This window comes from Pseudomonas sp. PVC-3-1 (assembly GCF_057444315.1).
Map to the genome: position 1 here is coordinate 4,400,279 of NZ_CM172023.1, position 13,182 is coordinate 4,413,460.

The 13,182-nt window shown below is 65.3% G+C and carries 13 protein-coding genes; 8 read left to right on the top strand and 5 right to left on the bottom strand.

Annotation, left to right across the window (positions count from 1 at the left end):
* The first annotated feature begins 6 nt into the window (after window positions 1–6).
* A complete protein-coding gene (locus tag AC2T4A_RS20385) occupies window positions 7–1,281 on the top strand; it encodes a hypothetical protein (RefSeq protein ID WP_416750596.1) in 1,275 nt (424 codons plus the stop codon).
* Between the two features lie 266 nt (window positions 1,282–1,547).
* Here AC2T4A_RS20385 and AC2T4A_RS20390 read toward each other — a convergent pair whose 3' ends face one another.
* A complete protein-coding gene (locus AC2T4A_RS20390) occupies window positions 1,548–2,882 on the bottom strand; it encodes a sigma-54 dependent transcriptional regulator (RefSeq protein ID WP_416750598.1) in 1,335 nt (444 codons plus the stop codon).
* Between the two features lie 131 nt (window positions 2,883–3,013).
* Window positions 3,014–4,504, bottom strand: coding sequence for a RimK family protein (locus AC2T4A_RS20395; RefSeq protein ID WP_486741633.1), 1,491 nt, complete (start codon window positions 4,502–4,504; stop codon window positions 3,014–3,016).
* A gap of 140 nt (window positions 4,505–4,644) precedes the next feature.
* Here AC2T4A_RS20395 and AC2T4A_RS20400 point away from each other — a divergent pair, with 140 nt between their 5' ends.
* On the top strand, window positions 4,645–5,739 hold the full coding sequence (locus AC2T4A_RS20400; protein WP_486741634.1) for a GNAT family N-acetyltransferase/peptidase C39 family protein: 1,095 nt from the start codon (window positions 4,645–4,647) through the stop codon (window positions 5,737–5,739).
* 2 nt (window positions 5,740–5,741) lie between these two features.
* On the opposite strand, the gene AC2T4A_RS20405 is transcribed toward AC2T4A_RS20400, so the two are convergent.
* Genes AC2T4A_RS20405 through AC2T4A_RS20415 form a run of 3 tightly spaced genes read right to left on the bottom strand, consistent with a single transcriptional unit; the run spans window position 5,742 to window position 7,822 of the window.
* Window positions 5,742–6,398, bottom strand: coding sequence for a response regulator (locus AC2T4A_RS20405; protein WP_478378946.1), 657 nt, complete (start codon window positions 6,396–6,398; stop codon window positions 5,742–5,744).
* Window positions 6,395–7,663, bottom strand: coding sequence for a HAMP domain-containing sensor histidine kinase (locus tag AC2T4A_RS20410; RefSeq protein ID WP_486741635.1), 1,269 nt, complete (start codon window positions 7,661–7,663; stop codon window positions 6,395–6,397). The genes AC2T4A_RS20405 and AC2T4A_RS20410 overlap by 4 nt, the downstream gene beginning before the upstream one ends.
* Window positions 7,664–7,822, bottom strand: a complete 159-nt coding sequence (locus AC2T4A_RS20415; RefSeq protein WP_478378948.1) for a hypothetical protein — start codon at window positions 7,820–7,822, stop codon at window positions 7,664–7,666.
* 169 nt (window positions 7,823–7,991) lie between these two features.
* Between AC2T4A_RS20415 and AC2T4A_RS20420 the strand changes: the two genes are divergently transcribed.
* From AC2T4A_RS20420 to agmR, 6 genes are all read left to right on the top strand, one after another.
* Window positions 7,992–9,194, top strand: coding sequence for an ABC transporter substrate-binding protein (locus AC2T4A_RS20420; RefSeq protein ID WP_486741636.1), 1,203 nt, complete (start codon window positions 7,992–7,994; stop codon window positions 9,192–9,194).
* 27 nt (window positions 9,195–9,221) lie between these two features.
* The gene (locus AC2T4A_RS20425) at window positions 9,222–10,190 is read left to right on the top strand and encodes a YVTN family beta-propeller repeat protein (protein WP_416750612.1); all 969 of its coding nucleotides are present in this window, start codon (window positions 9,222–9,224) and stop codon (window positions 10,188–10,190) included.
* An 11-nt stretch (window positions 10,191–10,201) separates the two neighbouring features.
* On the top strand, window positions 10,202–10,933 hold the full coding sequence (locus tag AC2T4A_RS20430; RefSeq protein WP_486743706.1) for an ABC transporter ATP-binding protein: 732 nt from the start codon (window positions 10,202–10,204) through the stop codon (window positions 10,931–10,933).
* Window positions 10,930–11,748: an ABC transporter permease gene (locus tag AC2T4A_RS20435; RefSeq protein WP_416750614.1), complete on the top strand. Its 819-nt coding sequence runs from the start codon at window positions 10,930–10,932 to the stop codon at window positions 11,746–11,748. The genes AC2T4A_RS20430 and AC2T4A_RS20435 overlap by 4 nt, the downstream gene beginning before the upstream one ends.
* A gap of 105 nt (window positions 11,749–11,853) precedes the next feature.
* Window positions 11,854–12,429 (top strand): PQQ-dependent catabolism-associated CXXCW motif protein, encoded by a 576-nt coding sequence (locus AC2T4A_RS20440; RefSeq protein WP_486741637.1) that lies wholly within the window; start codon window positions 11,854–11,856, stop codon window positions 12,427–12,429.
* 80 nt (window positions 12,430–12,509) lie between these two features.
* Complete coding sequence (gene agmR / locus AC2T4A_RS20445; protein ID WP_024764454.1) at window positions 12,510–13,175, top strand: response regulator AgmR; 666 nt, start codon at window positions 12,510–12,512, stop codon at window positions 13,173–13,175.
* The last annotated feature ends 7 nt before the right edge of the window (window positions 13,176–13,182 follow it).

Here is a 13,182-nt window from a genome sequence, read left to right on the forward strand (position 1 = left end):
CGCGCCATGCACCGATCGCTATCGCTAGGAACTGCAATCTGTGTATCCGCATTACTCCCCTCGAGCTTCGCCGCTGCCGCGACGGAAGCCGAGGTGGAGGCGTTGAAACAGGAGCTGCTGGAGCTCAAGCAGCGCTACGAGGCCCAGCAGAAGGCCCTGATGGTGCTTGAACAGCGGGTACGCCAGGTCGAAGAAGCGCCGGCCGCGCCCGCCCAGCCCAAGCGCCTGGTTACCTCCACCGGCAAGCCGACACCGCCTGGCACCGGCAACACCGTTGCTTCCAGCGGCAGCTCCTACGGCGAGTCGCTCAAGGACGACGCCAGTCCGCCCAAGAGCGTGGAGAACCTCTACGACGAGGCCAGCGGCTTCTTCGGCAACGGCACATTCAGTGTCGAGACGGGCCTCACCTACACCCACTACGACACCAAGCAGTTGATCCTCAACGGCTTCCTGGCGCTGGACACCATCTTCCTGGGCAACATCGGCGTGGACAATATCAACGCCGACAACTGGACCCTGGACCTCACCGCCCGCTACAACTGGAACAACCGTTGGCAGTTCGATATCAACGCCCCCGTGGTGTACCGCGAGAGCACCTATGAATCGGCCGGCGCCGGCAACTCTACCGCGCAGTCTACCGACGAGAAGGTGACCCGCGACCCGACACTGGGCGACGTCAACATCGGCATCGCCTACAAGTTCATGGACGAAACCGAGTCCCGCCCCGATGCGGTGGTCAGCCTGCGGGTCAAGGCGCCCACCGGCAAGGAGCCCTACGGCATCAAGCTCAAGCGCGCCTCGGACAACGACAACCTCAACGTGCCCGAATCGCTGCCCACCGGCAACGGCGTGTGGTCGGTCACCCCCGGCATCTCGCTGGTCAAGACCGTGGACCCGGCCGTGCTGTTCGGCAGCCTTTCCTACACCTACAACTTCGAGGAATCCTTCGACGACATCAGCCCTACCCAGGGCGTCAAGCAAGGTGGCAAGGTCGACCTCGGCGACTGGTTCCAGATCGGTGCGGGCGTGGCTTTCGCCCTCAACGAGAAGACCAGTATGTCGTTCTCCTTCTCCGACCTGATCGCCAAGAAGAGCAAGATCAAATCCGATGGCGGCGACTGGACCAGCGTCACCGGCAGCGACGCCAACGCGGCGTACTTCAACTGGGGCCTGACCTATGCATGGAGCCCCAACCTGACCATCGTGCCGAACCTGTCCATCGGCATCTCGCCGGATGCGCCGGATTTCAGCTTCAGCGTGAAATTCCCGTATTACTTCTGACGGCTCGGCTGTCCCAACGCAAAGGCCCCTTTCCGGGGCCTTTGTCATTTCCAGAGAGATTCATGTTTACGTAGGAGCGGACTCCGTCCGCGATGGGTTTGCCTAGCTCCCCGACTAATCGGAACGGCGCCGAGTCAATCGCGGACGGAGTCCGCTCCTACGTGAAGCCACGCGCGAATTGCCCGATCCGGGATTGTTGCGACACCCTCCGAATCGCGGCGAGCAACGGATCCGCGTCCGTTCCCGCCCCGACCGGTATCCCCGCCCTAGCGCAACTGATGCTTGTGCAACAAGCGATAGAAGGTCGGCCGCGAGATGCCCAGCATCCGCGCCGCCACGCTGAGGTTGTCGCCGTGCCGGGCCAGTGCATCGCACATGGCCTGGCGTTCGGCACCGAGCTTGTACTCTTCCAGGGTCACCAGCGGCGAATGCACCGCGCGTCCCTTTTCCCGCTCCAGGCCCAGATCACGCGCCTCGATCTGTCGCCCTTCCGCCAGCACCAGCCCACGCCGCACCCGGTTGGCCAGCTCGCGCACATTGCCCGGCCAGCCATGCTCGGCCATGGCCGCCAGCGCGTCGTCCGAGAAGCGCCGCGGACGGCGGCCAGTCTCGACGCTGTAAAGATGCGCGAAATGATTGGCCAGCAGCGCCAGATCGCCATTGCGTTCACGCAGCGGCGAGGTGGACACCTGCAGGACATTGAGCCGGTAGTAGAGGTCCTCACGGAACTGCCCGGCACGGATCGCCTGCTCCAGATCGACGTGGGTCGCCGCCAGCACCCGCACATCGACTTCGATGGGCTGGCTGCCGCCGACACGTTCGATCTGCTTCTCCTGCAGCACGCGCAACAGGTTGGCCTGCAGCTCCAGCGGCAGGTCACCGACTTCATCAAGGAACAGCGTGCCGCCGTTAGCCTGCTCGAAGCGGCCGATCTTGCGCTGGTGCGCCCCGGTGAAGGCACCCTTCTCGTGGCCGAACAGTTCGGACTGGATCAGCGCCTCGGGCATCGCCCCGCAGTTGATCGCCACGAACGGCCGGATCGCACGGCGCGACTGGCGGTGCAGCGTGCGCGCCACCAGTTCCTTGCCGGTACCGCTTTCGCCGCGGATCAGCACGGGGGATTCGGTCGGCGCGAATTTCGCGAGCAACTTGCGCAGTTCGCGCACATCGCGGCTTTCGCCCAACAGTTCGTGCTCATGCTCATCGATGTGCACGCTGCCGCGCCCGCGCAGGCGCGCCATACCAAAGGCGCGGCCGAGGGTGACCTGCACCCGCGCCACATCGAAGGGTAAGGTATGGAAATCGAAGAACCATTCGCTGACGAAATCGCCCACTTCATTCAGAGGCAATACGTCCGGGCTGAGCACGGCTATCCACTCCGTACCGCTGCGGCTGATGAGTTCCTTGACGGACTCCCGGCGTTCGAGATGCCGGGGTTGCAAACGCAGCAGGCCGACGTCACAACCGCGATTGCTGGCGTTATCCAGCTCGCAGCTGTCTACCTCCCACCCTGCTGCCCGTAGTCCGGGTAATAACCTGCGGCAGTCGTCGCATGGATCGACCACCAGCAGGCGACGAAGATTCGTGGCTGCCTCGAGCATGCTCCCTTCCTTGGCGCCATTATTTTGAAAAACTTTAAAAAACAGACGGTTGGCGCTCCAATTTGTAAAGCTAGCAATATCTTGACGCCACCCATTGACCGATTTCCTATAAGGTCAATGACGAATCGTTCTCACCAGCCCTGCCCGCGCCGCTTGACTTCCAGGCGCCGCACGAATTCTTCCAGCACCAGCTTGTAGAGGTCGTCCCCCAGGTACACATCCTCAACCCCGCAGTCGATGTTCGGGTTGTCGTTCACCTCGATCACCACCACCCGGTCACCGGCCTGCTTCAAGTCCACGCCGTAGAGCCCGTCGCCGATCAGGTTGGCGGTTCTCACCGCCAGATCCACCACCTTGCGCGGCGCCTCATGGACGGCCATGGTGCGAAAATCACCGCTGACTTCCTGGGCATCCGGGCTGTGGTCGTAGATCTGCCAGTGTCCCTTGGACATGAAGTACTGGCAGGCGAATATAGGCTTCTGGTTCAAGACGCCGATCCGCCAGTCATATTCGGTATAGAAGAACTCCTGCGCGAGCAGCAGCACCGAGCGTTCGAACAGCTCGGCGCTGGCCTTGAGCAACTCGTCCTGGTTGCCCACCTTGATCACCCCACGGGAGAAGCTGCCGTCGGGAATCTTCAGCACCAGCGGGAAGCCCAGGCGCTGGCCAACCTTCTCCAGCTCTTGCGGGTTGTCCTTGTAGAGGATTTCCGTGGCCGGCATGCCCAGCTTGTGGCTGCGCAACAGATCGGCAAGGTAGACCTTGTTGGTGCAGCGCAGGATCGACACCGGGTCGTCCATCACCACCATGCCTTCGCTCTCGGCCTTTTTGGCGAAGCGGTAGGTATGGTCGCTGACACTGGTCGTCTCGCGGATCAGCAAGGCGTCGTACTCGGCCAGGCGCGAGTAATCCTTCTTCTCGATCAGCTCGACGTCGATGCCAAGGCTGCGGCCAATGCGGATGAAATTCTTCAACGCCTTGCGGTCGGACGGCGGGAAGGTCTCCTCCGGGTCATGCAGGATCGCGAGATCGTAGCGGTACTGCTTGCGCGAGCGCGGCTTGCGCCAGACCTGCCGGCTGAAGCCTTCCAGCGCAGCTGCGAACTGGTCCTCCTGGTCCTCGCGCAGCTTGTGGATGTTGCCCGGTTTCACGCCCTCGATATGCCAGCCGCGGTTCTTGCGGAACTCCACCAGCAGCATCGGGCACGGCAGCGCCTCGAACAGCTGGCGCGCCAGGTCCTGCAACGGCTCGATATCGGTCCTGCCGAAGTACAGGGTCAGGGTAAAACCGTCAGTGCTGCCGTACGGATGGTCGGCCAGCGCCTTGTCGAGGGTCTTCTCCAGGTCTTCCAGCGCCAGGCTGTACAGCGACTTCTTCGCCAGCTCGCTGATGCTGCGCACCGACGGAATCACTTTGTGCCCGCGCGCCTCGGCCAGCAGCGAGCAGTAATAGCCGTGGCCCAGGTACTTGTAGTTGCGGCACAGGTTGATCACCTGCACGCGCTTGCCGTTGTCGTCGTCGATGGGCATCTCCAGGTATTGCTGGGCGGTGACCACGTCTTCGCTGGGATAGTAGGAGGCCCAGTCTTCCTTGCGTTCCACGATAATGAACAGCTTGCTCACGACACCTCCGAAGCTGGCCCGCGCTTGCCGCGCCGATGGGCCAGGACAATACTGGTTGCTGCTTCGACCGCACGACACAGCGCCCGTTCGCAGCCAGCACCGACACGGTGCTCCCTCGCAGATTAACGAATGCTTACCCTATGAAACTCCAGTTCCGCGCCGCCTCCGCCGACGACCTGCATGCCCTGGTCGAGATGGAAAACCGCTGCTTCGAACATGACCGCCTGTCCCGCCGCAATTTTCAGTGGATGATCACCCGCGCCCATGCCAGCCTCACCGTCGCCGAATCCGACGGCCAACTGCTCGGCTACGCCCTGGTGCTGTTCCACCAGGGCACCTCGCTGGCGCGCCTGTACTCCATCGCCGTGGATGAGCGCGCCCGCGGCATCGGCTTGGGCCAGAAGCTGCTGGACTGCGCCGAGGCTGAGGCGCTGGAGAACGACTGCGCCTACCTGCGCCTGGAAGTGCGCCCGGACAACCGCGGGGCGGTTGCCCTTTACGAACGCAATGGCTACCGCCCGTTCGCCACGGTGCGCGACTACTACGAAGACCATAGCGAAGCCTTGCGCTTCGAGAAGCGCATCCGCCACATCAACGAGCGTACCCACCGCCACGTGCCCTACTACCGGCAGACCACCGAGTTCACCTGCGGGCCTTCGGCCCTGCTGATGGCCATGGGCGCACTGGAGCCCAAGCGCCGCCTGGAACGCCGCGAGGAACTGCGCCTGTGGCGCGAGGCGACCACCATCTACATGACCGCCGGCCACGGCGGCTGCAGCCCGCAGGGGCTGGCGCTGGCGGCGCAGCGCCGGGGATTTCGCGTGCAATTGCAGTTGTCGGAGGATGGCCCGTTGTTCCTCGATGGCGTGCGCAGCGAGGAAAAGCGCGAAGTCATGCGCCTGGTCCACGAGGACTTCGCCGCCGAGCTGGCTCGCAGCGACGTGGAGCAATTGCTGCACCATCAGTTGGACATCGACAGTGCGCTGGAGGCTGGCGGCCAGCCGCTGGTGCTGATCAGCAGCTACCGGCTGACCCGCTCCAAGGCACCGCACTGGGTGACCGTCACCGATTGCGACGAGGACTTCGTCTACCTGCACGACCCCGACGTCGACCACAGCCAGCACCGCGAGCCGCTGGACTGCCAGCACATTCCGGTGAGCCACGCCGAGTTCGAGCAGATGAGCCGCTTCGGCCGCAGCAAACTGCGCGCGGCGGTGATCCTCTACAAGCGCTGAGGCTAGCCGGCCAGCGCTTCGCCGCCCACCCGCAAAACGCCGGTATCGATCGCCAGATGCACCAGTTCGGCGTGTGATACCACCTGCAGCTTCTGCTTGAGCAAGGTGACGTGGTTCGATACTGTCTTGGCGCTGATGCACAGGTGCTCCGCCACCTGCCGCACCGGCAGGCCACGGGCGAGCATCACGAAGATCTCGAACTCACGCTGGGTCATGCCCTGCAGGCGCGGGTCCTGATCGTTGCCGCCCTGGGGCTGGCGCGCCAGCTGTGTGGCCAGCGGCTGCTCGATGTAGGCATGGCCGGCCAGGATTCGCCTGACCGCCTCCACCAGCACTGCCGGCGACGCGCTCTTGGTGATGTACCCCGCCGCGCCGGCATCCAGCGCCTGGCGCACCAGCGGCAACTCGTCATGCATGCTGAAGAACAGCACGCGCAGTTGCGGCAGGCGCTGGCGCAACCGGCGGGTCACTTCCAGCCCGCTGATGCCGGGCAGACCGATATCCAGGATGACCAGGCTGGGCACGCTGCGCTGCACTGCCTCCAGTGCGGCTTCGCCATCGGCGGCCTCGCTCACTTCCACCTCGGGGATGAGCCCGCGCAGCAGCGAGGCGACACCGTCGCGCACCACGAAGTGATCGTCCACCAGCAGAATCTTCACCCGCGCTCTCCTTCCAGCGAGTCTTGCGTCAATGGCATCCACAGGCGCAGCGCCATCCCGCCACCGGGTCGGCGACGCAGGTGCAGTTCACCGCCCAGGCAACGGGCGCGCTCCCGCATCGAGCGCATGCCGATGCCGGCACGCGGCAGGCCGCTGCAGCCTCTACCGTCGTCGCGCACCCAGAGCAGCAACCGGCTATTGCGCTGGCGCAGGACCACTCGCACATGGCTGGCGCCGGCATGGCGGGCAACATTGGTCAGCGCCTCCTGCAGCAGGCGGTACAGGTGCGCCTTGGCCGATGCCGGCAGCACCGGCAGCTCATCCAGCCGCAACCGGCAGGCCACGCCCTGGCTGGCTTGCCATTGTTCGATGTGCAGGCGCAGCGCTTCTTCCAGGCTGACCCGCTCCAGCACCACCGGGTACAGGTCGCGCACCAGCGCGCGGAAGCTTTGGTTGAGCCCCTGGCAGTGCTGCTCCAGGCGGTCGAGGGTAGCGATACCTGAGCCCTCGCGGCTCTCCAGGCTGCGTAGCAGGAATACCTGCGCACGGATGCCGGCGAGGTACTGACCGATGTCGTCGTGCAGTGCCTGGGCCAATCGCTGGCGCTCGCGCTCCTGCACGGCGAGCAGCGCACGGGTCAGCTCGGCGTTTTCTGTGCAGGCGCGCTCCAGTGCGGCGGCCATGCCATTGAAGCCAACGGCCAGGCGCTGCGCCTCGGGTAACGAGTGATCCGGCAGACGCACCTGGAACTGGCCACGGGAGACATCCCCCAGCGCGTCCTGGAGTTGCTCCACCACGTGCAAACCACCTCGTACTGCCCAGCGGATCGCCAGCAGGCTGGCCAGCAACGACACGCCAAACAGCACCAGCAATTGCACCAGCGAGTCGCGCACCTCATCGATCTCATCGCGCGGGTCGAGGCTCAACTGCACGCGCCTGCCATCGACGAGGGTCAGCAGGGTCGGCGCCGCCAGGTCGGGATACAGGCGGGCGACCAGCCATTCGTCCAACCCGGAACGCGGCGCTGGCGCCGGGGTGCCCAGCCAGTGCACGCGCACATGACGCAGACCGGCAGTGAGGCCTGGATCGAGGCTTGCCGGGTCACGCAACGCCGCTTCCCCCAGGTAGTCGAGCACGCCTCGGGCAGCGTCCATCTCGCGGCGCACGTCATCGTTGCCCTGGTGCAGCAATACCGCGAGGCAAACGGCCGCCAGCAGGCCGAAGAACAGCCCGACCAGCAGATTGATCCGCCACAGCGCAGACATCTACGGCGCGCTGCGACAGGCAGTGACGCAGTTGAGCGGCGGTGTTGGCGCACGCAGTTCCGCCGCCGGCAGGTAACCGTTGCGGGTGTAGAGAAAATCGAAGCCGAACAGGCTGAGCATCAGCAGGATCGGCAGGACGAGAGTGACGGCGATACGCATGGCGACGCTCCTCTTCTGATTCTTGTAGCGCCATCCTAGGACGCGGGCGCGGCGCGCAACCTACTACCTTGGTACTGCCCCACCGGTACTTTCTGCATATTTGCCGCGCCCCGGGCGATTCCTATGCTGGCCGCACAACAACAAGCCGCATCGACAATGGGAGTCGCCCATGCGCCAGTTTGTCCTGCACGGCGTGGCCTATCTGCTCGCGGTCGCCTGCGCCGCACTGCTCAGCCTCGGCGCACGCGCAGAAGAATCCGCCGCGCTGGAAATCCGCATCGGCTACCTGGGCTACACGCCCGATCCCGGCCCGCTGCTGTCCAACGTCATCCCCGAACCCACCGATGCCGGCCTGCGCGGCGCCGAACTGGCAATCACCGACAGCAACAGCACTGGGCGCTTCCTCAAGCATCGCTACAGCCTGGAAGCCGCCAGTACCGACTCGCCGGAAAAACTGCTGAGCGAAGCCAGGCGCCTGCACGACGCCGGCCTGCGCCTGTTTGTAGTCAACGCCCCGGCCGACACCTTGCGCCATCTGGCCGCCGCGCTGCCGGACAGCCTGCTGTTCAACGCCGGTGCCGCCGATGACGAACTGCGCGCCAGCCAGTGCGCGGTGAACGTACTGCACACCCTGCCCAGTCGGCGGATGCTGACTGACGCCCTCACCCAGTTCCTGGTGCTGCGCAAGTGGACACGCTGGCTGCTGATCGTCGGCCAGCGTCCGGAAGACACCCTCTACGCCAATGCCCTGCGCCGCTCGGCCAAGCGCTTCGGCGCGAAGATCGTCGAGGAAAAGCCCTTCACCTTCGACAACGACCAGCGTCGCAGCGCCCAGGCCGACATGGCGTTGTTCACCCAGTCCAGCGAGGACTACGACGCTGTGCTGGTGGCCGACGAGCACGGCGATTTCGGCGAGTACGTGCCCTACAACACCTGGCTGCCGCGCCCCGTCGCCGGCACCCAGGGACTGGTCGCCAGCGGTTGGCACAAGACCGTGGAAACCTACGGCGCCGCGCAGTTGCAGAAGCGCTTCGAGGAGCACGCCGGGCGCTGGATGAACGACCGCGACTTTGCCGCCTGGATCGCCGTGCGCAGCATCGCCAGCGCCGTTACCCGCCTGCGCGACGCCGACGCGATGGCGATTCGCACGCTGTCGCTCTCCCCCGACCTGCCGCTGGACGGATTCAAGGGCTACAAGCTCGGCTTCCGCCCGTGGGACGGCCAGCTACGCCAGCCGATCCCGCTGGTACAGCCGCGCGCACTGGTCAGCACTTCGCCGCAGGAAGGCTTCCTGCACCCCTCCAGCGAGCTCGACAGCCTCGGCCTCGACGCACCGGAAAGCCAGTGCCACCTGGCCGATGCGAAGCCATAAGAAGAACATTCCATGAGGAACCTGCCCATGCCCCGCCTGCTTGCCCTCTCCTGCCTGAGCCTCGCTCTCGGGCTGATGTCACCCGCCTTCGCCGCCACCGCCTACGTGTCCAACGAAAAGGACAACAACCTCAGCGTCATCGACCTCGACACCCTGACTGTCACCGGCACCATCGACACCGGCAAGCGCCCGCGCGGCCTGGCGCTTTCCCACGACAACAAGCTGCTGTACATCTGCGCCAGCGACTCGGACACCGTGCAGGTGCTCGACCTCGCCACCCGCAAGATCATCCGGCAACTGCCGTCTGGGGCCGATCCCGAGCAGTTTGCCCTGCACCCCAATGACCGCTGGCTGTACGTCTCCAACGAGGACGATGCGCTGGTGACGGTGGTCGACACCCAGACCGCCCAGGTACTCGGGCAGATCGACGTCGGCGTCGAGCCCGAGGGCATGGCGGTGAGCCCGGATGGCAAGTGGGCGGTGAACACCAGCGAGACCACCAACATGCTGCACTGGATCGACACCTCGACGCAGAAGCTGGTGGACAGCACGCTGGTGGACCAGCGCCCGCGCCATGCCGAATTCACCCACGACGGCTCGCAGGTGTGGGTCTCGGCGGAGATCGGCGGCACCGTCAGCGTGGTCGATACCGTCAGCCGCAAGATTCTAAAGACCCTGCGTTTCGCCATCCAGGGCGTGCACCCGGACAAGGTGCAGCCGGTTGGCGTGCAGCTGACCGCCGATGGCAAGCTGGCCTTCGTCGCCCTCGGCCCGGCCAACCATGTCGCGGTAGTGGACGCGAAGACCTTCGAAGTCCTCGACTACCTGCTGGTGGGCCGCCGCGTCTGGCACCTGGCGTTCACCCCGGACGAGAAGACCCTGCTGGCCACCAATGGCGTCAGCGGCGACGTCTCGGTGATCGACGTGGCCTCGCGCAAGGTCACCAAGTCGATCAAGGTAGGCCGCTATCCATGGGGCGTGGTGGTGACGCCATGAACGCAGCCACCATGAATGCGCTGGCGGTTCGCGATCTCGGCTTCTCCTACGGTCCGCGCCGCGCCCTCGACGACCTCGCGTTCGAGCTGCCCGCCGGGCGCTTCACCGCGCTGCTCGGCCCCAACGGCGCCGGCAAGTCGACGCTGGTCGCCCTGCTCACCCGGCTCTACGACCTGCAGCAGGGCGAGATCGACGTGCTCGGCTGCAGCCTGCGCCGCCAGCCGCGCCTCGCGCTGCGGGAACTGGGTGTGGTGTTCCAGCAGAGCACCCTGGACCTGGACCTGAGCGTGGAACAGAACCTGCGCTACCACGCCGCCCTGCACGGCCTGCCGCGCCAGGTGGCGAACGAACGGATCGATGCCGAGCTGGCCCGCCAGCAGTTGCTGGAACGCCGCCGCGACAGGGTGCGTGCCCTCAATGGCGGACACCGTCGCCGGGTGGAGATAGCCCGCGCGTTGCTGCATCGCCCTCGCCTCCTGCTGCTCGACGAGGCCAGTGTCGGCCTCGACCCGGCGGCGCGCCAGGCGCTCAACGAACACGTGCGTCGACTATGCCGCGAAGACGGCCTGGCGGTGCTCTGGACCACCCACCTGCTGGATGAAGTGCGCGCCGAGGATGCGCTCCTGGTGCTCGACCGTGGCCGGCTGGTCGCCCGTGGCGAGACACGGGAAGTCTGTGCGCCCGATGCCGGCAACCTGGAGCGCACCTTCGAGCGTCTGACCCGCCTGGAGGCTTGCGCATGAAGGCCCTGGAAAACCCGCACTTCGGCCCCGGCGCTTACTGGCAATGTCTGCGTGGAATCGTGGTGCGGGAGTGGCTGCGCTTCGTCCTGCAGCGTTCTCGCTTCCTCAGTGCACTGGTGCGCCCGCTGCTCTGGCTGCTGGTGTTCGCCGCCGGCTTCCGCGCCGCGCTGGGTATCTCGATCATCGAGCCGTACGACACCTACGTCACCTACGAGACCTACATCGTACCGGGGCTGTGCTGCATGATCCTGCTGTTCAACGGCATGCAGGGTTCGCTGTCGATGGTCTACGACCGCGAGATGGGCAGCATGCGGGTGCTGCTGACCAGCCCGCTGCCGCGCGCCTTCCTGCTGGCCAGCAAGCTGCTGGCCACCGCGCTGGTGTCACTGCTGCAGGTCTACGCCTTCCTGCTGATCGCCTGGCTGTATGGGGTGCAACCACCGGCCATGGGGCTACTGGCGGCGCTGCCGGCGTTGCTGCTGGCCGCCCTGCTGCTCGGCGCGCTTGGGCTGCTGCTGTCCAACGGCATCCGCCAGCTGGAGAACTTCGCTGGGGTGATGAATTTCGTCATCTTCCCGCTGTTCTTCCTGTCCTCCGCGCTCTACCCGTTGTGGAAAATGCGCGAGGCGAGCCAGTGGCTCTACTGGCTGTGCGCGCTGAACCCGTTCAGCCACGCCGTGGAGCTGGTGCGCTTCGCGCTGTACGAGCGCTTCAACCTGCTCGCCACGGGCGTCTGCCTGGGCCTGACGCTGCTCTTCGCCAGCCTCGCCGTAGTGACCTTCAACCCGCAGCACGCCGCCCTGCGCAAGGGGTGAAACCTACTACTTTGGTACCGGTTCGCCCCTCCGGACGTCGAATTTCCAAAGCCGCACAGCCGGCATCTAATGGCCACTACAAGAAGAACGACTAGAGATACCGCCATGCCTCGCCTTGCTTCTGCCCTGTACGGCCACGCGAGCGGCTGCCTCGCCGCGTGCCTGCTCAGCCTTGTCCTCGCGCTCCCGACTGCGCAGGCCGAGGACGCGCCGCTGTTTTCCGCCGACGGCTACCGCCAGTCCCAGTACCGCAGCCCCACGCCGCCTTCCGCCGACCACGCCGTCACCCTCGACACCACCGCCCTGCAGGCGCTGCTCAAGCGCGAGCCGCAGACCCAGTTGGTGGACGTCTACCGTCGCACCTTTCTCAACGGCCAGTTCGTCGAGGACGAAAAGCATCGCAACCTGCCTGGCAGCCTGTGGCTGGCCAACGTCGGTACCGGCACTCTGGAGCCACAGTGGCAGGCCTATCTGGAGCAGAATCTCGCCCATCTCACCGAGGGCGATGCCACACGCCCGCTGGTGTTCTACTGCCGTTCCGACTGCTGGATGAGCTGGAATGCCATACGCCGCGCCCATGCGCTGGGCTATGCCAGCCTCTACTGGTACCGTGACGGTATCGACGCCTGGGAACAGGCAGGACTGCCCCTGCAGGACGCCCAACCGCAACCGCTTCCGTGACACCTGCTTCCGTGACACATGTAGTAGCCTGCGACCGCAAGCCGCTCGCCACCCATAACGACAACAACGAGGTGTAGGCCATGTACAAGATCCTGATCGCGGATGATCACCCGCTGTTCCGCGAGGCCATCCACAACGTCATCGCCGACGGTTTCCCCGGCAGCGAAGTGATGGAGACCGCCGACCTCGACAGCGCCCTGGGCCTGACCCAGGAACACGACGATCTCGACCTCATCCTGCTCGACCTGAACATGCCCGGCATGCATGGCCTGAACGGGCTGATGAGCCTGCGCAACGAAGCGCCGACCATTCCGGTGGTGATCGTCTCCGCCGAGCAGGACAAGCAGGTCGTCCTGCAAGCCATCACCTACGGCGCCGTAGGCTTCATCACCAAGTCCTCGCCGCGCGTGCAGATGACCGAGGCCATCGAGCAGATTCTCAACGGCAACGTCTACCTGCCCTCGGACATCATCCGCACGCAGAAGTCCTCGCCGCGCCGCAGCGGCCAGGAGGACCACAGCATCCCGCCGGAACTGCTGCAGGCGCTGACCCGCAAGCAGTTGCTGGTGCTGGAACGGATGACCAAGGGCGAGTCGAACAAGCAGATCGCCTACAACCTGGAAATCGCCGAAACCACGGTGAAAGCCCACGTCTCTGCGATCCTGCGCAAACTGAAGGTGCACAACCGTGTGCAGGCCATCCTCTGCGCGGGCGATATCGACTTCGCCGCCTACCTTCGCCGCTGAAGCGAGG